The sequence below is a fragment of the Sinisalibacter lacisalsi genome (assembly GCF_014640115.1).
GTDB classification, from domain to species: domain Bacteria; phylum Pseudomonadota; class Alphaproteobacteria; order Rhodobacterales; family Rhodobacteraceae; genus Sinisalibacter; species Sinisalibacter lacisalsi.
Genome location: NZ_BMGI01000001.1, coordinates 390,900 through 415,135, shown reverse-complemented (window position 1 = coordinate 415,135; position 24,236 = coordinate 390,900). Strand labels below are relative to the sequence as shown.

Here is a 24,236-nt window from a genome sequence, read left to right as displayed (position 1 = left end):
GGTGACGCTGTGTCAGCCCCTATTGTAATAGAGCCCGACCACGTGCTCGGCCTCCGCGAAGAAGAGCCAGCGCGCGGCGAGAACGCCGATCAGGTGGCTCGCCAACGCAACGAGCGTGACGATGATGCTGGGCGGCAGTAACAGCAGCAACACCACCGGGACCACGCCAATCGCGGCGACGGCGATCATGCGCAGTTTCTGGGCATGTTTGCGGCCGATCATGTGAACCATCTCGTCGAGAATGTAGTTGCGGCTGGTGTGCGCGCTTTCGAACAGACGCACCTGGCCGATGGTGTTGAGCCCCGTCGCCGTGCCCTTGGTCGAACCCGACTCGGCGAGGCGCTTGTCGCCCATCATCCAGCCCGCGAGTTGCAGGGCGGTCAGAACGAGGATCAGAACGCCGGCGACAGCGCCCGACAGCGCGCCACCCGCCGTCGCGAGGATGGCGCCACCCGAGATGGCATAGAGCAGGAACAGCACCGGGTTGATCGGCATGTTCCAGCGCGGCACCGTCTTGAGCTGGGTGTAGATCATCGAGGTGGCGAACACCGTGAGCAGCGCCAGCGCCGAGCCGATATAGCCGAACACCGGCAGATCGGTGCCGAAGAAGATCCGGCCGATGGCGAAGACGGCGAAGGCGAGCAGGGCGATCACCGAGAGCACGCCTTCACGCGAGAGCCACGAGGTTTGCCACTGGCTGAACGAGTAGATCACGTTCTTCTTGTTGGCGAGGTGGAAGACAGAGGCGAGCAAGCCCCCGACCGAGAGGGCATAGGCCACGAAGAAGGCCGCGAAGGCCTCCCAGCCATAGAGATCGGGAATGCCGAGGCCGAGCCAGATGAAGAATCCGAAGCCGAGGCCCGAGATCGAAGTGAAGATGATAACGGAAGGTGCCGGGTGCATCAGAGTTTCTCCAGTGCCTTGTCGAGCCATCCGAGGAAGCCCTTGGCTTCGTCGGCAACGGTTTCGAGCGCCTTGGGGGGCTGTTTGTCGAGGGTGTCTTTCGGGCGGGGCGGCAGATACTTGTTGACCGGCTTGGTGCCCTGCTCGGGCATCAGGTCCATCCCGCCGCGCTCGGCCACGAGTTGCGAGACATCCGACTCGGGGTCGCCGAGATCGCCGAAGTGGCGCGCACCGGCCGGGCAGGTGCGCACGCAGGCGGGCACCCGGTCTTCCTCGGGGATGTTCTCGTTGTAGATCCGGTCAACGCAGAGCGTGCACTTCTTCATGATGCCCGCGTCGTAATCCAGCTCACGCGCGCCATAAGGACAGGCCCAGGCGCAGAGGCCGCAGCCCATGCAGCGGTCTTCGTTCACCAGGACGATCCCGTCCGACACGCGCTTGTAGCTCGCGCCGGTGGGGCAGACGGTGACGCAAGGCGCGTCTTCGCAATGCAGGCACGACTTGGGAAAATGCACCGTCTGCGAAGAGCCGCCGTCGGCCGGCGCCACCTCGTAGTTGAACACGCGGTTGAGGAAGGTGCCCTCGGGATCGGCGCCGTAGGCGTCGATATCCGACAGCGGCGCGCCGTAGTTTTGCGTATTCCAGCCCTTGCAGGACGTGACGCAGGCGTGACAGCCGACGCAGGTGTCCAGGTCGATTACAAGGCCGAGTTTCTTTTCCGTATGGGTCGGAAGCTTGGTCATCAGATTTTCCTCGCCACGTTCTTGGGGCCCTTGCCAACCGGCGACTTGATCGGCGGGAAGACGGGTTGGGCCTCGTCTGGTTTCGGGTCGGCCTTCTCGATCTTCACCCGAAGATCGAACCAAGCCGCCTGACCGGTCACCGGATCGGAGTTGGTCCAGCGCATGCCATCGCCCTTGGGAGGCTGCAGCTCGTGGATCAGGTGGTTGAGCAGAAAGCCCTCGGTGGCTTCGGGCGCCTTTTCGTCGAGCGCCCAGGCGCCCTTGCGCTTGCCGATGGCGTTCCACGTCCAGATCGTGTGGTCGTTGAGCCCTTCGTGCAGGGCCACCGGCACCACGATCGAGCCATGGACCGAGCTGATCCGGGCGTAATCGCCCTCCTTGAAGCCGTTCTCATCCCAGATCTTCTTCGGCAGGTACATGTAGTTCTTGCCGGTGATCTGCCGCAGCCACGCGTTCTGCGTGCCCCAGGAGTGATACATCTGCATCGGCCGCTGGGTCAGGGCATGGATCGGGAATTCGTTCACGTCGACGTTGGTGTCTTCGAACGGCTCGTACCACGTGGGCAGCGGGTCCATCGTGCGCTTGATGCGCTCGCGCAGGTGATCCGGCGGCTGGTTCTCGCCATGGCCCTCGGCGGCCAGCTGCATCTTGCGCAGCGGCTCGACGTAGAGGTTGAAGGCGTAGAACTGCGGCGAGTCGTAGATCCCGATCTCCACGGCCCAATCCTGGTAGGCCTTGTTCCACGGCTTGTAGAACTGCCCTTCCTCGGGGATATGGCCGATCCAGAAGCCGCCGTTCTCGATGTACTTCTCGATCTGGTTCGGGTTGGCCTCGCCGCGCCCGCTCTTGTCGCCTTCCTTGCCACGCCAGCCCGCGAGCGGACCCACGCCGGGGCGGCGCTCGTGGTTCTGGATGTAGTCGGCGTAGTCTTCCCACTTGGGGTTGCCGTCATCGTCGACGAAGCCCGGCAGGCCCATCTTGTTGGCCAGCTGGATCAGCACCGTCTGGAAGCCGCGCACGTCGCGGTCGGGCTCGACGACGGGCCAGCGGATGCTGTCGGCCGCCGCTTCCGCCTCGCAGATCGGGCGGTCGAGCAGCGAGATGCAGTCATGCCGCTCCAGGTAGGTGGTGTCCGGCAGGACCAGGTCGGCATAGGCCACCGTTTCCGACGAGTAGGCGTCGGAATAGATGATGTGCGGGATCACGTATTCGCCGTTTTCATCCTTGTCGGTGAGCATGCGCATCACCTCGGCGGTGTTCATCGACGAGTTCCACGCCATGTTGGCCATGTAAAGGAACAGGGTGTCGATCTTGTAGGGGTCGCCCGCGTGCGCGTTGGAGATGACCATGTGCATCAGGCCATGCGCCGAGAACGGGTTTTCCCACGTATAAGCCTTGTCGATCCGCTTGGCGGTGCCGTCTTCCTCCATCAGGAGGTGCTCCGGCCCCATGATATAGCCAAGGTGCGGCCCGTCGAGCGGCTTGCCCGGCGTCACGCCGGCATGGGGCTTGGGGTGGGCTTCCGGCGGCTTCGGATAGGGCGGCTTGAACCGGAAGCCACCGGGCACCTCGACCGAGCCGAGCAGGATCTGCAGCACGTGCAGCGCGCGGGCGGTCTGGAAGCCGTTGGAATGGGCCGAGATACCGCGCATGGCGTGGAAGCTGATCGGGCGGCCGATCATCTTGTCGTGCTTCTCGCCCTTCCAGTCGGTCCATTCCACGTCGAGGCTGATTTCCTCCTCGAAGGCCACGCGGGCGAATTCGGCGGCGATGTTGCGGATGCGCTCCGCGGTGAGGCCGCAGCGCTCGGCCACCGCCTCGGGGGCGTATTCCGCCGCGAGGTATTTCTCGGCCATGAGCTGGAAGACGGTGCGGTTCTCGCCCTGGCTCGCCGCGAGGTTGGCGATCACACCGGGCTTGTCGAAGGCTTCCGGCTTGCCGGTCTTCTGGTCGATGACCAGCGGCTTGCCGTCCTTGTCACGCAGGAACAGGCCCTTCTCCGGCCCCTCTTCCGCGTTCACGAGGAAGCCCGCGTTGGTGTAGCGGCGCAGGTAATCGAGGTCGACCTTGCCGGAGCGGAACAGCTCGTGGGCGATCGACAGGATCAGGAGGCCGTCGGTACCGGGGGTGATTCCCACCCATTCGTCGGCCACGGCATTGTAGCCCGACCGGATCGGGTTGACGCCCATGACCTTGCCGCCATGGCCCTTCATCTTGCCGATGCCCATCTTGATCGGGTTCGAATCGTGGTCTTCCGCCACGCCGAACAGAACGAAGAGCTTGGTGCGCTCCCAGTCGGGCTGGCCGAACTCCCAGAACGCGCCGCCCATCGTGTAGATCCCGCCCGCGGCCATGTTGACCGAGCAGAAACCGCCGTGCGCGGCGTAGTTCGGGGTGCCGAAGTTCTGGCCCCAGAAACTGGTGAAGCTTTGCGATTGGTCGCGCCCGGTGAAGAAGGCGAGCTTCTTCGGGTCGGTCTGGCGAATCGGTTCGAGCCAGGAAACGGCGAGATCGAGCGCCTCCTCCCACGAAATCTCCTCGAATTCACCCGAGCCACGCGGCCCCACCCGCTTGAGCGGCGCGCGCAGGCGCGAAGGTGCGTAGTGCTGCATGATGCCGGAGGAGCCCTTGCCGCAGAGCACGCCTTGGTTCACCGGGTGGTCGCGGTTGCCCTCGATGTAGGCAATCTGCCCGCCTTTCATGTGCACGTTGATGCCGCAGCGGCAGGCGCACATGTAGCAGGTCGTCTTGCGGATCTCGTCCGAGACGGGCGGTGACGTCTCGATCTGGATGTTTTCGGGTCTCGTCATCGGATCATATCTCTACATTTGGATATTTGAATGAACATCGCACAAAATTTGCGCGACGCAATTCCTTTTCGGGAGGTTTTCCTAGGAAAGCTCGGTCTCCCTGGTTTGCGCGGGGTCGGGTGCATACAGGGTTTGCAGCGTCGTGATCATGGCCAGCACCTCTTCGGAATCGAGCGAGTAGTAGACGGATTGCGCCTCTCGCCGCGCGGCGACGAGCTTTTCGCCGCGCATGATGGCGAGTTGCTGGGACACGGTGGACTGTCCGAGGCCGGTGGCAACTTGCAGCTGCTGAACCGACAGTTCACCATCGGACAGGTAACAGAGAATCAGGAGCCGCTTGGGATTCGACAGAACCCGCAGCAATTCGCTCGCCCGATCTGCAATTTCCATCCTGTTTTGCGGATGCATCGGCGTTCCTCCCGCTCCACACCCCTAGACAGGCGCGAATCCCCGACCTTCAAGCACTCGTCACTTGACTGTGGCCCACTTTATATTCAACAATTTCTATACACAAATAATTCACAAAATGGGAGGGCCTGCTGTGCTTGATGCTGGCGAAAACACCAAGAAAATGACGATCATCGTCACGAAGGGCACGCTCGACTGGGCCTACCCGCCGTTCATCCTCGGCACGACGGCCGCCGCGATGGACGTGGAAGTGACGATGTTTTTCACGTTTTACGGGCTGCAGCTGCTGAAAAAAGACCTGGATCTGAAGGTCTCGACGCTCGGCAACCCGGCGATGCAGATGCCGATGGGCGGCATGCACATGTCGATGCCGAACATCATGCCGATGATTCCCGGCGTTGACCGCATGACCACTACGATGATGAAAAACCTCATCAAAAAGAAGGGCGTAGCCTCGATCGAGGAACTGCGCGAAGCCGCTGTCGAGAGCGACATCAAGATCATCGGGTGCCAGATGACCCTCGATCTTTTCGAGCTCGACCGCAAGGACATGATCGACGAGATGGAGATCGGTGGCGCCGCTACATGGATGGAAGAGGCTGCCAAATCCGACATCAACCTCTATATCTAACCCGAATCACAGACGCCAAAGGGAGGAGACACACCACATGGCCGACCAAGTACTCGACGCGAAGGGGCTCAACTGCCCGCTTCCGATCCTCAAGACCAAGAAAGCGATCAAGGGCATGGCCTCGGGTCAGGTGCTGCAGGTGATGGCAACCGATCCCGGCTCGATTGCCGACATGACCGCCTTCTGCAACCAGACCGGCAACGAACTCATGAGCCAGTCGAACGAGGGTGACGTCTACACCTTTGAGATCAAGGTCAGCTGACGCGCGGCCTTGCCGAACCAGAGGCCCCGCCGGAGCGATCCGGCGGGGCTTTTTCGTGGGTCAGCGGTGCCTGCGGACAAAATCCACGAAGCGCTGCACCCACGGATCGGCGCGGGTGTTGCGCAGGTGGCAGAACCCCGCGAGCGTGTTGCCCAGCACGAGGCCGTCATGGCTGCCGTCCACCCCATGTCCGCGCGTGATGGTGCGGCCATAGGAGGGTGTGCCGGTGATGGCACGCAGCCGGGCATAGTGAAACTCGTGCGCCCTGATTTCGCCCCCCGGCCCCGGCCAGGGATGATCGGCGCGCTCGGTGAAGCGGATCAGGCCCTTGCCCTCCGGTGTCGGATGCATCACCGCTTCGCCAGGCACCACGCCCACCATTTCGCCCACCCCGGCCTCGGCGACGATGGCGCGGGAGAGATACATCAACCCGCCACACTCGGCATAGGTCGGCAGCCCGGCCTCGATCCTGGCGCGGATGTCCGTGCGCAAGGCGGCATTCGCCTCCAACGCGTCCACGAACATCTCGGGAAAGCCGCCGCCGATGAACAACCCGTCACAATCCGGCAGCGCCGGATCGCGCATCGCGTCGAACGGCACCAGCCGCGCGCCGGCCTCGGCGAAGGCTTCGAGATCGTCTGGATAGTAGAACCCGAAGGCCCGGTCTCGCGCGTAGGCGATGGTCAGGTCGGGGTCTGGCAGCGGTCGTGGCGCGGGCGGGTCCGGCAGGTTCGGCGCCTGCGCCGCGAGGTCGAGCAGCAGATCGAGATCGACCGAGGCGCCGATGATCCCGCCCAGCCGCGCGATCAGGTCATCGAGCCCCCCGGTTTCCGCCGGGGTGGTGAGGCCGAGGTGCCGCTCGCCGATCTCCAGCGCCGGGTCGCGGTGTACCGCGCCCACCACCTTCAGGTCGGTGTAGGTTTCGACCGCCTCCCGCAGCTTCCTTTCATGCCGGGCGCCGCCCACCTTGTTGAGGATCACGCCGACGATGTTCACCGCCGGATCGAAGGCGCGATAGCCCTGGAGCAGCGGAGCGATCCCGCGCGTCATGCCCACGGTGTCGATCACAAGCACCACCGGCAGGTCGAGGAGCTTGGCGAGCGCGGCATTTGCATCGCTGCCATCCATTGAAACGCCGTCGAACAGCCCCTTGTTCGCCTCCACCAGCGTGGCCTCGGCGCCCTTGATGCGCGAGGCGAAGAACGCGGCGATCTCGTCGGGCGCCTGGGTGTTGAAGTCGAGGTTGTAGCAGGGGCGCCCGATGGCGGCGCCGAGCCACATCGGGTCGATATAGTCGGGGCCCTTCTTGAAGGCGGCAAGCCTGGTGCCCCGGGCGGTGAGCGCCGCCGCGATCCCGGTGGAGACAACCGTCTTGCCCGAGGATTTATGTGCGGCGGCGATCAGGAAGCGCGGGGCGCGCATCAGCCCTGAACCGGAAGCTTCGTCATGTCGCGGTCATTCCAGATCTGACGGGCGAGCGCGTCGGCCTCTTCCATCGTGTCGGCTTTGCCGGCCGTCTTGAGAGCAACAGCCATCGTGCCAACGATCGCCTCGCGCGCGTATTCGTCATCGTCTTCACCACGCCAGACCTTCATCAGGCGGTTCACGTCCATCTCGGGGTCGGGCGGGGCGTGACCATCATCGAGAACCTGCGGCCATTCCTCGATCTGTAGGTCGGTGCTGCCATGCGTCGTCCACACCGGGGTCGGCTTGTTCGGGCGGCGCTCGATCTCGCCACCATCGCCACGGAACACAGCCGCGTTCTCTAGGCCGAGAAGCTGCGCCGCACCGGAGTGAATGTCCATGAACCCGCGATGGAAGATGCCTTGCATCACGGTTGGCGCGTTGAACGGGTTGAGCATCCGGGTGAAGGAATGGACCGGGCTGCGCAGGCCGAGGATCGGCCGCAGGTTGATGAGTTCCCGCAGGGCCGGGCTCAACACTTCGAGCGGCACGAAGGCGAAGCCCTGCCCCTCGATCTGGTCGGCCGCCTCCTGCAGGCTGCCACAGATCGGCAACCCGAGGTGCACGAGCACGTCGCGGGTGTAGACGCGGCCGGGCGTGTGGCCCTCGGTGCCATGCATGAACACCTTGTAGCCCGCCCCCACCAGGGCCATCACGCTGAGGATATACCAGGGCAGCTGAATCCGTTTGCCCGCGTAAGACGACCAGTCGAAATCGACCGCCGGCACGTTCTCGGGCAGATCGAAGGTGTCGCGGGCGCCCATGGCGAAGCCGGCGATTTCTTCCGGCGCTTCTTCCTTGAGGCGCAGCAACATGAGGAAAGCCCCGATCTGCTCGGGCTCGGTTTCGCCGCGCAGGATCATCGCCATGCTTTCACGGCTTTCTTCCAGCGTCAGGTGACGCTGCTTGGTCTTTCCCCGTCCGAGAATCGCGACGAAGCGCGAGAAAGGATGGGGGTTATTGGGATCGACGATCCGGGCCTGATCTTTCATGGGGAGCTCTCCCGCTCAGATTATCCGCACAAGGCGGTCCGAAAACCGATGCTCTCGTTCCCGGGGCGCCTTGTCAGCCTTTTGCGGCGACGTTGCTGTCCGACAGGTTCGTCGGCAGAACCCGGAGCACCTTTGCCCCGACCCCGGCCGCGAACAGCGCCAGCGCCACGCCACCAAGCCCCAACATAAGCTCCCAGATCGACGGCGTGTAGGGGTTCACCACACCTTCATGCCAGCCTTCGAGCACCTCGTAACCCGGGAAGATTTCCAGCGGATAGGCCTGGCCACCGATGACGATCACGTAAACCTGCGCGAAACCGCCGATCACCACGAGGATCGCGGCAAGGATGGTGGATGAGCGCGACGGGTTGAGGAACACCAGCGCAATCGGAATGAGCCCGCCGACGATTACCTGAACGCCCCAGAACAGCAGCGTGTAGATCCCGCCTTCGAGCAGGATGAAGCGCTCGACCCCACCATGCTCGGCGGCGTAGAGGTTCGTCAGGTGCTGCACCACGGTGAAGTAGAGCACGGCGGCGGCGAATATGCCCAGCAGCCGCCCCATCCGCACCAGCAGTTGATCGCCGAAGGGGCGATTGTTCAGCTTGAACAGCGCGAGGGTGACGAGGATGAACATCGCCAGCCCGAAGGAAAAGCTCATCACGATGAACAGCGGCGCCATGATCGCCGCGTCGTAGCCGGGGCGAGCAACCAGCCAGCCAAAGATCGAGCCCGTGCCGGTGGTGAGCGCGAGGCGCCACAGGAAGGCGACGAGGCCCGCGAGCCGGACCCATTTGTAATCCAGCCGGCGCATCATCTGCATCACGAGATAAACCGCCACCACGGCGATGAAGCCGTTGTAGAGCAGCACGTTCCAGGCGAAGATCGAGCTGAAGTTGTAGGTTGTCATCGCCACGATCAGGCGGTCGGCGCGGCCAAGGTCGAGCACGACGATGGCGAGGCCGCCCACCAGAAGCGTGATCGCGAGCAGCGACGAGAACCGCGCCATCGGCTTGTAGGCCGTCTGTCCGAACACGCTGGCGATGGAGGCGACGTTGAGCGCGCCCGACGCGGCGACGATCAGGAAGATCGCGAAGACGTGCGGCAGGCCCCAGACGATCTGGTTGTCCATTCCGGTCACCGCGTGGCCGTGGTGTTCCATGTAGAACCACGCGCCGGCCGCGGCGGCAAGGAAGGCGAGCAGAAGCGCCGCCATCTGCCAGACGCCGGGGGTGGCCTTGAGTTCGCGGTAGATCGTCTGTTCCATAGCCATGGAGATTCCCCGTCAGAGATTCGTGTAGCGGACGCCCGGGTTGAGCTCGAGATCCTCGCGCAGCGCCGCGTTGGGATACTGCTTCAGGGCTTTCGAGATCGGGCTGTCGGGGTCTTTCAGATCGCCGAACAGGATCGCCGAATGGCCCGCCTTCTCGCAGGCCTCGACGCAGGCCGGAATTCGCCCCGAGTCGATGCGCGGTGCGCAGAGATTGCAGCTTTCCACGGTGCCCTTGCCGCGCGGGTTCTGCTCCGGCTGATCGGTGATCGGCTCATGCACGAAGCTGCGTGCCTTGTAGGGGCAGGCCATCATGCAGTAGCGGCAGCCGATGCAGATATGCTTGTCGACCAGCACGATCCCGTCCGCCCGCTTCATCGAGGCCCCGGTGGGGCAAACGTCGACGCAGGGCGGCTCTTCGCAATGCTGGCACATCACCGGGGCCGAGGTGGTTCGGCCGGTGGACTTGTCACGCAAGGTGACCTTGCGGATCCATTCTGGCGCTTGTTCAGAGCTGATATGGTCGGACTCGATGTCCTGACCCCAGCCGTTCTCGGTCTTGCAGGCGGTCACGCAGTCGTTGCAGTCGGGCGAGCACTTCGAGGCGTCGATCAGCAGGCCCCAGCGCTTGCCGGAATCGGCGCGACCCGATGCCTCGGCAGCGGTGCCGCCAAAGGCCATCAGCGTCACGCCTGACGCGAGGGTCACGGTCGCGGCCGCCGCGCCCGATTTCATGATGTCGCGGCGGGTCAGTTCGGCGCGGTTGGTCATTCGGTCATCTCCTGGGCGACCCGGGCGAGATAGGCCTCGATCGAGCTCGGATCGTCCGGTTTCGCCATCGTGCGGTGAGCCGTGGTCTCCGACGGGGTGGAGCGGTGGCACATGAAGCAATCCACCTGCACGGCGGTGTAATCGTGGCAAACGCGGCAGAAGTGGCGCTCGTCGTCATAGCTCACATAGGCGCCCGCGTCGTCCTGCACGCCGTGGCAGTCGAAGCATTCACCGATCGAAGCCTGAATCGGATTCGCGTCCGGCATCACGTTGCGCACCCCTTCGCGCATCGTGAGATCGCGGTCGTGCAGGAGCATCTTCATGTGATGCACGCGCCAATAGTCGTTGCCTTCGGGGTGGGGGTCGCCGGTGGCGACGGGCACGACGGGCTTGGACCCGTCGGCCGCCGCACCCCAGGCGAAACCAATCACGGCAAGGAAAGCGAGAACGAGCCGCATGGTTACTCCCCGAGACCCATCTTGATGTAGCCCGTCGGGCAGACGTCGGCGCAGATGTGGCAGCCGATGCAACGGGTGTAGTCGGTGTCGACGTAGCGGCCGACGGTGCGATCCCCCTTCGGCACCCGGAACACGGCATCCTGCGGGCAGAAGATCACGCAGTTGTCGCATTCGAAGCAGAGGCCGCACGACATGCAGCGCTCGCCCTCTTTCTGCGCCTGCTCTTCCGAGAAGCCGATGATGCGCTCCTCGAAGTTGCCGAGCACAGCGTCGCCTTCGATGTTGACGTAGGTGCGCTCCTCGCGCGGGACGTAATTGAAGTGGCCCTTGAACAGCTCGTCATGCGGGATGATCTGGCTCGTCGACCGGTCTTCGTAGTTGTGCACAGCCCATTTCGCCGACGCGGTGCCCATCGTCTGCTGGTGCGGGTAGTCCTCGGGGTTCTTGCCGCGCTGGTCCAGCTCTTCCATCAGGTTCCAGTGGTGCACGTCGACCTTCGGGCGCTTGTGGATCTCGCCGTCATCGAGGAAATCGGTGATCGTTTCGGCGGCGATCCGGCCCTGGCCGATGGCCGTGGTCAGCAGGTGCGGGCGGATGATGTCACCCCCCACGAAGTGCTTCTCGCGCCCCTTGACCTGGTAGGTCGGCGTGGCGTCGATGAAGCCGCGGCCGTTGTCGAGGTCTTCAAGACCATCCGAAAGGTCACCCATCTGGCCGATGGCCGCGATGATGATATCGGCTTCGAGGATGAACTCGGTGCCTTCGATCGGCTCAGGCGCGTTGCCCTTCATGGTGCACTCGCACATGCGAAGGCCGGTTGCGATGCCGTTTTCGTCACGGATCACTTCGAGCGGCATGACGCCACCCTTGATGTCGATGCCTTCGCGCTTGGCGTCTTCACGCTCGTGCTCGGCGGCGGTCATCTGCTCGATCGGGAACAGCGAGGTCAGCGTCGCCTCGATGCCCGAGCGGGTCAGAAGGCCAGCCGCGTCGTGCGCGGCCCAGTCGATCACGGTGCCGTCGGGATGTTCGGAAGCCTTCACCTCGGTGATGTTGCCAAGGCGGCGGGCCACCGAGGCGACGTCGATCGAGGTGTCGCCACCGCCGACCACGACAACCTTCCGCGCGGTGCCGAGCACCCAGCCCTTGTTGAACGCATCGAGGAATTCGATGCCGTTGATGCAGTTCTCGGTGCCGTCCCAGCCCGGGATCGGCAGCGGCCGGCCCTGCTGCGCGCCGAGCGCCCAGAACACGGCGTCGAACGCCTTGTCGAGTTCTTCCATGCTGACATCGGTGCCGACGCGGGTGTTGGTATGCACCTTCACGCCCATGTCGATGATCCGGCCGATCTCCTTGTCGAGCATGTCGCGCGGGGTCCGGTAGCCGGGGATGCCGTAGCGCATCATGCCGCCCAGTTCCTCGTTGGCTTCGAACAGCGTCACGTCATGGCCATCACGGCGCAGGAAGTAGGCCGCGGCGAGGCCGGCGGGGCCACCGCCGATGACGGCGATCTTGCGGCCGGTGTCGGCACCGGGCTCGACCATCCCGATGTTGTTGGCATTGGCCCAATCGCCGACGTATTGCTCAACGCCGTTGATGCCGACGTAATCGTCAACCGCATTGCGGTTGCAGCCCGCCTCGCAGGGTGCGGGGCAGACCCGGCCCATCGTGGCCGGGAAGGGGTTGGCTTCCACCATGTTGCGGAAGGCGTATTCCTGCCATGCCATGCCCTCGACCGGGGGCTTGTCCATGCCGCGCGCGATGGCGAGCCAGCCGCGGATGTTGTGGCCCGAGGGGCACGACCCCTGGCAGGGCGGAGTCTTGTGAACGTAGGTCGGGCACTTGTAGGAATGGTCCGCCTGGAAGATCTTTTCCTCCAGCGCCCAGGCCTCTTCCGTCTCGCCTTCCTCGTAACGCCGGAACGTCGGTTTCGTATCGGGGGTCATGTCGTTCATTGCCTATTCCTCCGCTTCCGCCGCTTACGCGGTGGCGTCTTCCTCAGTTTCCTGACCATCCAGGATGATCGCGTTCGATACCAGCTGGTGCACCGACACGACTGAATCCATGTCGTAGCCGTATTTCGGCATGACCTTCGAGAACTGCGTTTTGCAGATCGCGCAGATTGCGGCCATGTGGGTTACCCCATGACTTTCAGTGACCTGCTGAAGCGCCGTCATGCGTGGGCTGGCGCCCTTGACGCGCAGGTCCATCAGGTCGTCGGTCAACAGGCCGCCGCCACCGCCACAGCATAGCGTGCTCTCGTGGATCGTGTCGGGGTCCATGTCGACGTAGTTGTTGCACACCGCCTTGATGACGTTGCGCGGGATCTCGAACTGACCGCCCGGCGTTTCGCCCATGCGGCTGGCGCGGGCGACGTTGCAGCTGTCGTGATAGGTCAGCGTCAGGTGATCGTTTTTCGATTTGTCGAGCTTCAGCGTGCCCTTCTGGATTTCACCCCAGGTGAATTCCAGGATGTGCTGCGGCACCGGGTAATTCGGATCGAGGAAATCCCACGGGCCGGCCAGGGTGTTGAGGTAGCTGTAGGCCACCCGCCAGGCATGGCCGCACTCTCCGAAGATGATCCGCTTCACGCCGAGATCCTTCGCGGCCTTGCGGATCCGCTGGCTGACGAGGCGCATGTTTTCGTAGTTGCCGATGAACAGGCCGAAGTTGGCGGCCTCCGAGGCGTAGGACGAAAGCGTCCAGCTCACGCCGGCTTGGTGGAACACCTTGGCATAGCCGATCAGTCCGTCGATATGCGGTTCGGCGAAGAAGTCGGCCGAGGGGGTCACGAGCAGGATATCGGCACCCTTCTCGTCGATCGGCAGCCGAACCGACACGCCGGTATCGTCCTCGATATCTTCCTCGAGGTCTTCGAGGGTGGCGGTCAGCGCCTTCGGGTTCAGGCCGAGGTTGTTGCCGACGTCATGCACCTTGCCGATGATCTCGTTGGCATATTTCTGGCCCATGCCGACTTCGGCGAGAATGTCGCGCGCGGCCATGGTGATCTCGGCGGTGTCGATACCGTAGGGGCAGAAGACCGAGCAGCGACGGCATTCCGAGCACTGGTGGTAGTAGGAATACCATTCCTTCAGCACATCCTCGGTGAGGTCGCGCGCGCCGACGAGCCACGGGAAGTATTTGCCCGCGAAGGTGAAGTAGCGCCGGTAAACCGAGCGCAGCAGGTCTTGCCGGGCCACGGGCATGTTCTTGGGGTCGGCGGTGCCGAGGAAATAGTGGCACTTGTCGGTGCAGGCGCCGCATTTCACGCAGATGTCGAGATAGACCTGGAACGCGCGGTTCTTCTCGGCCATCTCCTTCATCTTGGCGAGCGTGCGCTCTTTCCAGTCCGGCACAAGCTGGCCCGGAAAGCCGAGCTTTTCCTGGTGCTCGGGGCCGGCAAGGAAGGGCTGCAGCCCATCCATCGAGCCCGGCTTGATGCAGGGAACCTGAAGCGGATCGTCCAGTTTCGGGATCTGGGTGTCGCCATCAGCCATGGATCACTTCTCCAATTCGGCCGCCCAGGGGGCGATGTGGCGCTGCTCGCGCGGATTGTCGGCCTGGTTGCGGCTGGGGCTGAAGAACAGGCCCGGCGCATGCAGGAGCTTGGATATCGGGAAGATGATCAAGAGAACGATCACCAGCCCGAGGTGGATGAGCAGGAACGGATTGGTCGGTAGCGTATTGATCTGGAAGGTCCAGAGCCCGCTCATGAAGGCCTTCACCGCAACGATATCGGTGGGCGAGACGAATTTCATCGTCAGGCCCGAAAGGCCGATCGCGATGAGAAGCACAAGGATCAGGTGGTCGGAGGGGCTCGAAATGTAGCGCACGCGGTCAACAAGGAATCGGCGCGCCCAGAGTCCGGCAAGGCCGAGCACCATGGCGAATCCGGCGTATTTGCCGAAGGGCTGCATGAAATCCAGCCAGAACGGGGTGTTGCCCGGGATCGTGTAGCGCAGGTGGCGAATGATCACGAGCCAGAGCGCCATGTGGAACATCCAGCCGAACAGCCAGATCCACTTGTTCGACTTGAACAGGCTTTCGAAGAAGATCACCTCGCGCAGCATGCGCAGGACAACGCCGCCTTTCGTGGTCGGCGCCGGGGTCGTCGGAATCTTGAGCGGAGCGGGCGTCACCGCGTATTTGCGCACTCTCAGCGCAACACCCACGACGATGAGGATCGTCGCGACGTAGAACAGCAGTGCGTAAATCGTGGAAAGCACGCGGACTCCTCCCGTTACTTGCCCTGTTATCTTTATTTTTCAGGGCATTAGCGGATCTTGGTAGGGCGGCCCGGCGGCGCGTTCTCCGCCGGGCTCGATTTGGTCGATCAGACGCAGCCGGTGGGCTTGGGCAGACCGGCGATCTTGCAGGCCTGCTTCGCCGGGCCGTAGGGGAACAGCTCGTACATGTACTTGTTGTTGCCCTTCTCGGGACCCATCGTCTTCTTGACGGATTTGATCAGCACGCGGACAGCCGGGGCGATCTGGTATTCGTCATAGTACTCACGCAGGAAGTTCACCACTTCCCAGCGCTCGTCGTCCATCTCGATATCTTCGGCCTTGGCGATGACCTCGGCGAGTTCGGGCGTCCAGTCACTGAGATTGGTGATGTAGCCTTCTTCGTCGTGCTCTACGGTCTGACCGTTCACTTCGTATGCCATGTTCGCTTTCCTTCTTTTGAACTTTGTTTAGAGCCAGGACTGAGTCCGGTCGTGCTTGGCGACCAGGTCTACAAACCCGGCGTAGTCGACACCCTCAACCCCGGCAATCAACCGCTTGGGATCGAGTCCGCGCGCGGCGAGATCGGGCGACAACACGTAGAGCGACACGTTTTTCCCGAACTCATCCATGATCTCGGTCAAACCCGTGCCACCAAGTCCCCCATAAACTCCGTCCTCGATCATGAGAACGGCGTCGCCGGCCTTGGCGTGGTTCAGGCAGCTGACAAGCGCCTGGGTTGCGAAGGGTGATTTGTTCACCGTGTGAAGCGTAGACATATCTCCCCCTCCCTCAAAAGCTGAGCACGACGTCGGCATCGGCCATGACGTCGGCCATTTCGGCCCGGCTGATAACGCGGATGGCGGGCTTCTCTTCCCAATCGTCATCCTCGTCTTCGTAGACAACCTCGATGAGGTCATCCTCGCTGAGCCCCCGCTCTTCGAGGCTCTCGCGCTCGACGAACAGCTTCTGCACGTCGTAATCGCCCAGCGCCCGGAACGTCGGCGAGAAATTCTTCATGCCGATACCGTCGGTGTTCTGGCCCTTGGTCAGCTGGAACACGCCATCATCCACGAACGCCAGCGAAACATCCTGTTCGAAGGCGGCGCCAATCAGCACCACTTCAAGGCTTTCCAGCGCGTAGATCGTGCCATACGGCGCCCTGCGGTTCAGGTAGAGGAACTTTTTCACGTCAGACATTTCGTTCCCCCTCAGTCGCCGAAGGTCACCAGACGGTCGGTCTGGATCCCCATTTCAATGAGCTGGCCAAGGCCCGAGATGCGAAAGCCCTCGGCGAGGTTGTTCGCATCCTTGCCCTGGCGTTCGGCTTCGTTGGCGTCGAGCATGCCACGGCGCTGGGCCGCGGCGATGCAGACGACGAGATCGACCCCGTGCTCCTTCGCGAGCGCCGTCCAGTTCTGCTGGATGTGGCGCTCATCCTGCGGCGGCACCGAAAGGCGCGACGCAACGTTGACGCCGTCGTGGTAGAAAAACACGCGCGGCACTTCGTGTCCGGCCGCGAGCGCGGCCGTCACGAATTTGTAAGCCGAGTCCACCGCCTGGTGGGTATACGGCCCTTCACTTACGAGAACTCCGATTTTCACTTCAGCTGTCCCTTGAACTTTCTTCTCATGATCAGAAGTGGACGTGCGCAGACATGTTCATCGTCTTGCGCGCACCGGTCCAGGTGTCGAGGTGATGCTTGGTGAAAGCCATGCCGGTTTTCTCGAAGAAGCGGCTCCAGCCAATGCGCTCGATCCACTCACCCATGCGCTCCCAGTGCTTGGCGTCTTTCTTGTAGGTCGACACGATCTTGCGGACGATCGCGGCGACTTCCGGCCAATGCGGCGGGTTGTTGGGAAGGTTGGCGACGGCGAGCTTGTGGAAGGTCGGCTTCGAACGCGCGTTCGAGTGCTTGCCGCCCACCCAGATCGCGATCCGGGTTTCTTCCTTGCCGTTGATCTGCATCGGCGGGCAGGGCGGGTAGCAGGCGCCGCAGGCCACGCATTTCTTCTCGTCGACTTCCAGCGAAGGCTTGCCGTTGACCATCGCCGGGCGGATCGCCGCAACCGGGCAACGGGCCACGACCGCAGGGCGCTCGCAGACGTTGGCCACGAGATCGTGGTTGATGCGCGGCGGCTTGGTGTATTGCACGTTCACCGCGATATCGCCCTGGCCGCCGCAGTTGATCTGGCAGCAGGAGGTGGTGATACGCACGCGGTTCGGCATCTTCTCCTGAACGAACTCGTCGTAGAGCACGTCCATCAGCGATTTCACCACGCCCGAGGCGTCGGTGCCGGGAATGTCGCAGTGCAGCCAGCCCTGGGTGTGCGAAATCATCGACACCGAAGCGCCGGTGCCGCCCACCGGGAAGCCGTTGGCCTGCAACTCGTCGATCAGCGGCTGCACCATCTCTTCTTTCGACACCATGTATTCGATGTTCGAACGGGTGGTGAAACGCACGTGGCCTTCGGCGAACTGGTCGCCGATGTCGCAGAGCTTGCGGATGGTGAACACGTCCATCTGGCGCTGGGTGCCGGCGCGAACCGTCCAGATCTCGTCGCCGGACTTCGACACGTGGTGCAGAACGCCGGGGCGCGGACGGTCATGCCAATCCCAGTTGCCGTAGTTCGCCTTCATCACCGGGTGCATGTAGGGGAACGGATCCGGGACGCCGACCTCGTCGGGCATGCGGGGTTTTTCAGCTTGCTGATTCATACTTATCCTCCCAAGCCGCGCCGCCCGAAGGCGGACGCGGGCCGAATTGAACGTAAGGGGTGGCGCCGATTACTCGGCGCTGATCTGTGCTTCCGCAGCCTTGCGGGCGAACCACTTCTCGGCCTCTTCGTCGAAGTCGTCGGTGCGGACGTAGGACGAGGTGCGCGGGTGGTTGACCATGTTCGGATCCGGGTCGACGCCGACGGCCTCGATGAACGCGGGCAGGCCGATCCGGTCGATCGTCTCGCCGATACGCTCGTGCTCGAGCGCGTTGTCGGCAAAAAACTCGATCACGGTTTCGCCGAACTCTTCGAGCTTCTCGAAATCCTCGTCCGACTCGAGCTTCATGAACGGAATGATCATGGTGCCCATCAGGTCGCCGACCTTCAGCGAACGCTTGCCGCCGATCAGGATCGAAACGCCCTTGTCGTCACCCGGGCTGAGCGCCTTGGTCATGACGTTGATGCAGTGCATGCAGCGCACGCAGGACTGGTTGTCGATCTCGAGCGTGTCGTCGTCGTTGAGCGAGATCGCGCGAGTCGGGCACATCGAAACGACGGTGTCGATCGTGTACTTGCGGCCGACGGTGGCGACGTGCTCCTTGACCTTCTCCTGGTCGATCTTGATGTCGTCGCGCCAGGTGCCGATCACCGCGAAGTCGGCGCGGTGGATGGCGTTCACACAGTCGTTGGCGCAGCCCGAGAACTTGAACTTGAACTTGTAGGGCAGCGACGGGCGGTGCATCTCGTCGAGGAAGGCGTTGATCAGGGTGCGGTGCGCCCGCACCTCGTCGTAGCACGACTGCTCGCAGCGGGCGTGGCCCACGCAGCTCATCGCGGTGCGCAGGGCCGGGCCGGCGCCGCCGAGGTCGAAGCCGATCTCGTTGAGCGCGTCGAAGGCCTTCTGGGTGCCCTCGGTGGTGGTGCCCTGGAACATGATGTCGCCGGACTGGCCGTGGAACGCGATCAGGCCCGAGCCGTGCTCTTCCCAGATATCGCACATCTGGCGCAGCAGATCGGTGGAGTAGTGGTAGCCCGCCGGGGGCATCACGCGGAGCGTGTGGAATTCTTTCGAGGCCGGGAACTTGTCGGCCACTTCAGAGAAACGGGGGATGATGCCGCCGCCATAGCCGAGAACCGAAACGGTGCCGCCCTTCCAGAAACCGAGGCGCTCTTCATAGGAGTGCTCGAGCTGGCCAAGGAGGTCGTTCATCATCGGCGCATATTTCGCGTCCTGATTGTCGCGCAGGCGCTTGAGGCCGGTCACGAAGCTCGGCCACTTGCCGCCTTCGAGTTCGTCCAGCATCGGGGTGTTATGCTGCCCCTTGTCGGTCGATTCGTCTTTCATCAGATCCTCCCTAACGAGTGTTCGCGCAAAATAGTCTTGAGGCGTCGGCGCCAGCCCGGTTCAAAACACATGCGCAGATACCTCCCGGTCGCATAGCATTTCTTCGCCGACTGACGAACATCATTGCCATTAATCTACACATCCGGATAATCGAATGTAAAAGAAAAAAGTTGCTGCAAGTGCGAAAGAAACAAAAGGATATTACCGACAAAAAAGATCGGGATATCCAATCCAGGGAGGACCACGCCATTAACACGCATCCAGACAACAGATTTCTTTGGCAAACGCCAAAGGCCGATGATTTTTATCGGATTTGGAGAGATGCGCGGTTATCGGCTGCAGAGAACGCGAAATCCGCCGGCTTCGTCGAGATATCCAACCTCGCGAATCCTACCGAGGCGGAGAAATCCGAGCTGATACGGCGCTGCAAGGCGGCGAATCTTGCGCTTTACCATGTCGATGATTCTGAAAACCAACGTGCCGGGCTGCGCGCCTTCGCGGAGGCCATGGGGCTTCGGATCGCCGAGAAGCACCGATCCGCCGGGGGTGACGGGATCGTTGCCCTGCGCGAGAGCGAGGCGCCGTCGCAGAAGGGCTACATCCCCTATTCCAAGCGCAAGATGAACTGGCACACCGATGGGTACTACAACGCCCCGGAGGACCGAATCAGCGCCATGGTTCTGCACACCGCACGACCCGCCGAAGACGGCGGATCGAATCAGTTGCTCGACCACACCATCGCCTTCATTCGGCTGATGGATGAAAACCCCGATTACGTCACCGCGCTGATGCATCCGCAGGCGATGACGATCCCGGAGAACCGGGAGGAAGACGGCTCGGTGCGCCCGGTCTCGGTCGGCCCGGTATTCTTTGCCGACGCCGAGACCGGCGAGATGCAGATGCGCTACACCGCCCGCACCCGCAGCATCGAATGGCGCGACGATCCGCTTACCCGCGAGGCCGTCGCTTTCCTGCAGGCCACCCTTGAAAAGCCCGATCCCATGACGATCTCCATCAGATTCGGGGAGGGACAGGGTGTGCTCTGCAACAATGTGCTGCACGACCGGACCGGGTTCGATGCAGAAGCGCGGGCGTTCAGCCCGCGCGTCGTTTACCGTGTCCGATTCCACAACCGCGTGAAAGGAAGCCCAAGATGACCGAAACAAACCACGCCCGACTAAGCGACCTGATCATCGGTCACCCCGAGGTGACAAGCTTCGCCGAGCTCGAAAAGCTCGTCGCTCATGCCGGCGAAAGCGGGATCATGCATCTCGAGTTCGACCTGAAACCGGATTTCCGCGATACACCGAAAAAATGGGAATGGCTGCTCGAGGCCGCGTTCACCCGGGGGCTGCGCTATGAGTGATGATTTCCGCGAAATCGCGAATTACGAACTGCCCTACAGCCGCAAGGCCGAGCTGCGCGAAGTGAGCTTCGACGGCGGAATGAAAATGCTGCGCCTGATCCTGCGGGAAGGGCGGCGGATCACGCAGGTGGACCTCGACCAGGACAGCGCGCTGGCTCTGTCCGACGCGATGGGCGACTGGGCGAGGCAGCAGGACTGATGGATTATCTTCCGATCTTTCTCGACGTGGCCGGCAAGAAGATCGTCGTCGACGGCGGAACCACCGTGGCCGCGCGCCGGATCGAGCGGGCGCTTTCGGCCGGGGCCAAGGTTCACAGCTTCGATCCCGAACCGGGCGAAGAGGTGCGCGCCTTCTTCGGGCACGAGCGCCTCACCCATCACGATCGTCTCCCGAAGGAAACCGATTTCGAGGATTGTCACGTGGCCTACGGCGCCTCGGAAGTGGCCCAACGCGACGACGCGCTCTATCGCTGGGCCAAGGCTCATGGCGCGCTCGCCAACGTCGCCGACGAGAAGGAATACTGCGATTTCATCACCCCGTCGGTGGTGGAGCGCGATCCGCTCACCATCGCGATTTCCACCGGCGGCGCGGCGCCCGTCGTCGCCCGCATCCTGCGGGCGCGGGTCGAAGCGATGCTGCCGGCGGCCTACGGAAGGCTGGCCGATTTTCTCTCGGGCTACCGCGACCGGATCGCCGAGAAGATCAAGGGCGGCACCGCGCGGCGCAGGTTCTGGGAGAACATGATCGAGGGGCCGGTCGGTGATGCCTTCCTTGCCGGCGACGAGGCGCTGGCCGACGAACTGATCAGGAACGATCTCGCACAGGGTGGCGCCGAGAAACTGCACCGCGGCGAGGTCTGGCTCGTGGGCGCCGGTCCGGGCGATCCCGACCTGCTCACCTTCAAGGCGCTGCGGATGATGCAGCACGCCGACGTGGTGCTCTACGATCGCCTGATCGGCCCCGGTATGCTCGATCTCGTCCGGCGCGACGCCGAGCGGATCAACGTCGGCAAGCAGGCGGGCAACCACGTGATGACGCAGGAGGAAACCACTGCGCTCATCATCAAGCTCGCCAGCGAGGGCAAGCGCGTGCTGCGGCTGAAGGGCGGCGACCCGTTCATCTTCGGGCGCGGCGGCGAAGAGCTGGAAGACGTTGCCGCCCACGGCATCCCGGTGATCGTGGTGCCCGGCATCACCGCCGCTGCCGGTTGCGGGGCTTCCGCCGGCATTCCGCTCACCCACCGGGCCCATGCGCAGGCCGTCACCTTCGTCACCGCCCACGGCAAGGACGGCCTGCTGCCGCACGATTGGAAGCGCCTCGCGCGCCACGACCAGACGGTGGTGGTCTACATGGGCCTGCGCTTCGTTGGCGAGATCGCGGCGGCCGCGATGGCCCAGGGCGTCGAGCCGAGTATGCCGATCGCGGTGATTGACAACGGCACGCGCACCACCCAGCGGGTTGTCGTCGGCACGCTTGAAGATATCGGCGAGAAGGTTGCGAAGGCCCGGCTCAAGGGCCCGGCGCTCATCGTGATCGGATCGGTGGTGACGATGCGCGATACGCTCGGGATCGACGTGACCGCGCGGGAAGAGGCCCACACGATGGAACTGGTGGCGCGCGACGGGCTGTGACGCGGCACGCTGTATCGCCGGTGTCCCGCCCGCACGTCCCCGGAGCCCTCGCTGGTGACAGGGCGCGCCGGCGGGGCATCTCGCGGCGACGGGCTGAGGGCCACGTGCCGGCTCTGTCCCGCCGCGGTGCCCGCGCGGCCACAAGGCTGTTCCGGGCAGGTTGACGCTTCACGCAGCCGGGTGGCATACAGCATTGGCGTTCGCCCGTTTCCGGGGCGAAAACCGCGCTGGCGATACGTCGGGCAGGCGCGATGCGAGGGAGGCGGGGGTATGACGATCCTGAGTTGGCTCATCCGGGCCATCAATTCCGTGAACAAGCTGGTCGGACACAGCTTTTCCTTCCTGGCCGTCGGCATCGTGGTTGTCTGCTTCTGGGTGGTGGTCGAGCGTTACCTCTTCACCACCACCAAGCTCTGGATGCAGGATCTCTATATCTGGCTGAACGGCGCGATGTTCACCGCCGTTGCGGGCTTCGCGCTTCTGCGCGACGACCACGTGCGCGTCGATATCTTCTACCGCCCGGCCTCGACCCGCTGGAAGGCGATCGCCGACATGGTCGGCGTGATCTTCTTCCTGATCCCCTTCGTTTCGGTCGTGATCATCTACGCGCTGCCTTTCGTTCAGCGCTCGTGGCGCTTCATGGAAAACTCCGCGAACGTCGGCGGTATGCCCGGCCTTTACGTGCTCAAGAGTTTCGTTCTCGTCTTCGCGGTGTTGGTTGGCCTGCAGGCGATCGCGATGCTGAGCCGGTCGATCCTCGTGCTCGGCAAGCGAGAAGACCTCGTGCCCCCCGATTACCGCTACAACAAGGCAGAATAGACTCGCATGGACCCTGTTCTCATTGGCGAGATTCTCGCCGGCCTCATGTTTCTTGGCGTCATCGGCATGCTCATGCTGGGCTTTCCGGTGGCTTTCACGCTGGCAGGCACCTCGCTGATCTTCGCGATGGTCGGCCTCGGCTTCGGCGTCTTCGATCCATCGAACTTCGGCGCGCTCGCCAATCGCTATATCGGCTTCATGACAAACGAGGTGCTCGTCGCGGTGCCTCTGTTCATTTTCATGGGGGTCATGCTCGAACGATCCCGGATCGCCGAACAACTGCTCATGACGATGGGCAAACTCTTCGGCAAGGTGCGCGGCGGGCTCGGCTTTTCCGTCATCATCGTGGGGGCGCTTCTGGCCGCGTCGACCGGCGTTGTCGGCGCCACGGTGGTGACCATGGGCCTGATCTCGCTGCCCGCGATGATGCGGGCGGGCTATGATCCCAAGCTTGCGTCCGGCGTCATCACCGCCAGCGGCACGCTGGGCCAGATCATCCCGCCCTCGACCGTGCTGATCTTCATGGGCGACATGCTCGCCGGCATCAACGCGCAGGTGCAGATGGCCAAGGGCAATTTCGCGCCCTCGCCGGTCTCGGTCGGCGATCTCTTCGCCGGGGCCTTCCTGCCCGGGCTCCTGCTCGTCGGGGTCTACATGGCCTACCTGGCCTTCAAGGCCGTCACCGATCCCGAATCCTGCCCGGCAACGCCAAACGTCGATGCCGATCAGAAGCTCTGGAAAGAAATTCTCGTGGCGCTGGTGCCGCCGCTGCTGCTCATCATCGCCGTTCTCGGCTCGATCCTCGGCGGCATCGCCACCCCCACCGAGGCCGCGTCGGTCGGTGCCGTGGGGGCGACGGTGCTCGCGGCCCTGCGCTGGCGGCTTTCGTTCCGGGTGGTTCGCGAAGTCGCGGTTTCCACCGCCTCGATCACCGCAATGGTGTTCATCATCCTGTTCGGCGCCTCCGTCTTCTCGATCGTGTTCCGCCAGATGGGCGGCGACAACCTCGTGCACGAGTTCCTCTCGGGCATGCCGGGCGGCGTGACCGGCGCGATGATCGTGGTGATGGCGATCATGTTCGTGCTCGGCTTCATCCTCGACACCTTCGAGATCATCTTCATCATCATCCCGATCACCGCACCGGTCCTGCTCGATCTCGGGCTCGATCCGATCTGGCTCGGCGTGATGGTCGGGGTGAACCTCCAGACCTCGTTCCTGACGCCGCCATTCGGCTTCGCGCTGTTCTACCTGCGCGGCGTTGCGCCGGGCAGCATTTCGACCGGCCAGATCTATCGTGGCGCGATCCCGTTCGTCTTTCTTCAGATCACGGTCATCGCGATGCTGTTCATCTTCCCCGAAATCGTCACATGGCTTCCGGGCATCTTGCGATGAGGCACTGACGCTTCCCGACGAAAAAGG

The 24,236-nt window shown here is 63.3% G+C and carries 26 protein-coding genes; 8 read left to right on the top strand and 18 right to left on the bottom strand.

The genetic code is table 11. The features are described 5' to 3' along the window. Window positions 1-12: 12 nt before the first annotated feature. The 4 genes from IEW01_RS01970 to IEW01_RS01955 all read right to left on the bottom strand — a co-directional run bounded on the left by IEW01_RS01970 (window position 13) and on the right by IEW01_RS01955 (window position 4,864). Window positions 13-903 carry a dimethyl sulfoxide reductase anchor subunit family protein gene (locus IEW01_RS01970; RefSeq protein ID WP_188525921.1) on the bottom strand — a complete coding sequence of 297 codons (891 nt, stop codon included), beginning with the start codon at window positions 901-903 and terminating at the stop codon, window positions 13-15. After that, complete coding sequence (locus tag IEW01_RS01965; RefSeq protein ID WP_188525920.1) at window positions 903-1,646, bottom strand: 4Fe-4S dicluster domain-containing protein; 744 nt, start codon at window positions 1,644-1,646, stop codon at window positions 903-905. The genes IEW01_RS01970 and IEW01_RS01965 overlap by 1 nt, the downstream gene beginning before the upstream one ends. Continuing rightward, window positions 1,646-4,456, bottom strand: a complete 2,811-nt coding sequence (locus IEW01_RS01960; protein WP_188525919.1) for a molybdopterin oxidoreductase family protein — start codon at window positions 4,454-4,456, stop codon at window positions 1,646-1,648. The genes IEW01_RS01965 and IEW01_RS01960 overlap by 1 nt, the downstream gene beginning before the upstream one ends. A gap of 81 nt (window positions 4,457-4,537) precedes the next feature. Further along, a complete protein-coding gene (locus tag IEW01_RS01955; protein ID WP_188525918.1) occupies window positions 4,538-4,864 on the bottom strand; it encodes an ArsR/SmtB family transcription factor in 327 nt (108 codons plus the stop codon). A gap of 163 nt (window positions 4,865-5,027) precedes the next feature. Here IEW01_RS01955 and dsrE2 point away from each other — a divergent pair, with 163 nt between their 5' ends. Continuing rightward, window positions 5,028-5,495, top strand: coding sequence for a sulfur carrier protein DsrE2 (dsrE2, locus tag IEW01_RS01950; protein WP_229738008.1), 468 nt, complete (start codon window positions 5,028-5,030; stop codon window positions 5,493-5,495). Between the two features lie 37 nt (window positions 5,496-5,532). Beyond that, a complete protein-coding gene (locus tag IEW01_RS01945; protein ID WP_188525916.1) occupies window positions 5,533-5,757 on the top strand; it encodes a sulfurtransferase TusA family protein in 225 nt (74 codons plus the stop codon). A gap of 60 nt (window positions 5,758-5,817) precedes the next feature. Here the strand turns inward: IEW01_RS01945 and IEW01_RS01940 are convergent, their stop codons facing one another. The 14 genes from IEW01_RS01940 to dsrA form a co-directional block, all read right to left on the bottom strand. Next, the gene (locus IEW01_RS01940) at window positions 5,818-7,179 is read right to left on the bottom strand and encodes a cobyrinic acid a,c-diamide synthase CobB (RefSeq protein WP_188525915.1); all 1,362 of its coding nucleotides are present in this window, start codon (window positions 7,177-7,179) and stop codon (window positions 5,818-5,820) included. Next, window positions 7,179-8,213, bottom strand: coding sequence for a glycosyl transferase family protein (locus tag IEW01_RS01935; RefSeq protein ID WP_188525914.1), 1,035 nt, complete (start codon window positions 8,211-8,213; stop codon window positions 7,179-7,181). The genes IEW01_RS01940 and IEW01_RS01935 overlap by 1 nt, the downstream gene beginning before the upstream one ends. A gap of 73 nt (window positions 8,214-8,286) precedes the next feature. Continuing rightward, complete coding sequence (gene nrfD, locus IEW01_RS01930) at window positions 8,287-9,486, bottom strand: NrfD/PsrC family molybdoenzyme membrane anchor subunit (RefSeq protein ID WP_188525913.1); 1,200 nt, start codon at window positions 9,484-9,486, stop codon at window positions 8,287-8,289. Between the two features lie 12 nt (window positions 9,487-9,498). Then, a complete protein-coding gene (dsrO, locus tag IEW01_RS01925) occupies window positions 9,499-10,254 on the bottom strand; it encodes a sulfate reduction electron transfer complex DsrMKJOP subunit DsrO (protein ID WP_188525912.1) in 756 nt (251 codons plus the stop codon). Continuing rightward, window positions 10,251-10,712, bottom strand: coding sequence for a hypothetical protein (locus IEW01_RS01920; protein WP_188525911.1), 462 nt, complete (start codon window positions 10,710-10,712; stop codon window positions 10,251-10,253). Before IEW01_RS01920 ends, dsrO begins: the two co-directional genes overlap by 4 nt. A gap of 2 nt (window positions 10,713-10,714) precedes the next feature. Continuing rightward, window positions 10,715-12,667, bottom strand: a complete 1,953-nt coding sequence (locus IEW01_RS01915; RefSeq protein WP_188525910.1) for an NAD(P)-binding protein — start codon at window positions 12,665-12,667, stop codon at window positions 10,715-10,717. A gap of 24 nt (window positions 12,668-12,691) precedes the next feature. Continuing rightward, window positions 12,692-14,209 (bottom strand): sulfate reduction electron transfer complex DsrMKJOP subunit DsrK, encoded by a 1,518-nt coding sequence (dsrK, locus tag IEW01_RS01910; RefSeq protein WP_188525909.1) that lies wholly within the window; start codon window positions 14,207-14,209, stop codon window positions 12,692-12,694. A 3-nt stretch (window positions 14,210-14,212) separates the two neighbouring features. Next, the gene (locus IEW01_RS01905; RefSeq protein ID WP_229738006.1) at window positions 14,213-14,938 is read right to left on the bottom strand and encodes a respiratory nitrate reductase subunit gamma; all 726 of its coding nucleotides are present in this window, start codon (window positions 14,936-14,938) and stop codon (window positions 14,213-14,215) included. A gap of 107 nt (window positions 14,939-15,045) precedes the next feature. Further along, window positions 15,046-15,378, bottom strand: coding sequence for a TusE/DsrC/DsvC family sulfur relay protein (locus tag IEW01_RS01900; RefSeq protein WP_188525908.1), 333 nt, complete (start codon window positions 15,376-15,378; stop codon window positions 15,046-15,048). A gap of 27 nt (window positions 15,379-15,405) precedes the next feature. Then, window positions 15,406-15,714 carry a sulfurtransferase complex subunit TusB gene (gene tusB / locus IEW01_RS01895; protein WP_188525907.1) on the bottom strand — a complete coding sequence of 103 codons (309 nt, stop codon included), beginning with the start codon at window positions 15,712-15,714 and terminating at the stop codon, window positions 15,406-15,408. 13 nt (window positions 15,715-15,727) lie between these two features. Next, window positions 15,728-16,135 (bottom strand): sulfurtransferase complex subunit TusC, encoded by a 408-nt coding sequence (gene tusC / locus IEW01_RS01890; protein ID WP_188525906.1) that lies wholly within the window; start codon window positions 16,133-16,135, stop codon window positions 15,728-15,730. Between the two features lie 11 nt (window positions 16,136-16,146). After that, entirely contained in the window at window positions 16,147-16,539 is a 393-nt protein-coding gene (tusD, locus tag IEW01_RS01885) for a sulfurtransferase complex subunit TusD (protein WP_188525905.1), read from the bottom strand. Window positions 16,540-16,570: 31 nt separating this feature from the next. After that, window positions 16,571-17,653, bottom strand: a complete 1,083-nt coding sequence (gene dsrB / locus IEW01_RS01880; protein ID WP_188525904.1) for a dissimilatory-type sulfite reductase subunit beta — start codon at window positions 17,651-17,653, stop codon at window positions 16,571-16,573. A 69-nt stretch (window positions 17,654-17,722) separates the two neighbouring features. Beyond that, window positions 17,723-19,000, bottom strand: coding sequence for a dissimilatory-type sulfite reductase subunit alpha (dsrA, locus tag IEW01_RS01875; RefSeq protein WP_188525903.1), 1,278 nt, complete (start codon window positions 18,998-19,000; stop codon window positions 17,723-17,725). 179 nt (window positions 19,001-19,179) lie between these two features. Between dsrA and IEW01_RS01870 the strand changes: the two genes are divergently transcribed. From IEW01_RS01870 to IEW01_RS01845, 6 genes are all read left to right on the top strand, one after another. Next, window positions 19,180-20,157, top strand: coding sequence for a TauD/TfdA family dioxygenase (locus IEW01_RS01870; protein ID WP_229738098.1), 978 nt, complete (start codon window positions 19,180-19,182; stop codon window positions 20,155-20,157). Then, window positions 20,154-20,366 (top strand): sulfur relay protein DsrC, encoded by a 213-nt coding sequence (locus IEW01_RS01865; RefSeq protein WP_188525901.1) that lies wholly within the window; start codon window positions 20,154-20,156, stop codon window positions 20,364-20,366. Before IEW01_RS01870 ends, IEW01_RS01865 begins: the two co-directional genes overlap by 4 nt. Further along, the gene (locus IEW01_RS01860) at window positions 20,359-20,565 is read left to right on the top strand and encodes a DUF6967 family protein (RefSeq protein ID WP_188525900.1); all 207 of its coding nucleotides are present in this window, start codon (window positions 20,359-20,361) and stop codon (window positions 20,563-20,565) included. The genes IEW01_RS01865 and IEW01_RS01860 overlap by 8 nt, the downstream gene beginning before the upstream one ends. Continuing rightward, window positions 20,565-21,998 carry a siroheme synthase CysG gene (cysG, locus tag IEW01_RS01855; protein WP_188525899.1) on the top strand — a complete coding sequence of 478 codons (1,434 nt, stop codon included), beginning with the start codon at window positions 20,565-20,567 and terminating at the stop codon, window positions 21,996-21,998. The genes IEW01_RS01860 and cysG overlap by 1 nt, the downstream gene beginning before the upstream one ends. A 270-nt stretch (window positions 21,999-22,268) precedes the next feature. Continuing rightward, window positions 22,269-22,817 (top strand): TRAP transporter small permease subunit, encoded by a 549-nt coding sequence (locus IEW01_RS01850; protein ID WP_188525898.1) that lies wholly within the window; start codon window positions 22,269-22,271, stop codon window positions 22,815-22,817. 6 nt (window positions 22,818-22,823) lie between these two features. Beyond that, entirely contained in the window at window positions 22,824-24,209 is a 1,386-nt protein-coding gene (locus tag IEW01_RS01845) for a TRAP transporter large permease (RefSeq protein ID WP_188525897.1), read from the top strand. The last annotated feature ends 27 nt before the right edge of the window (window positions 24,210-24,236 follow it).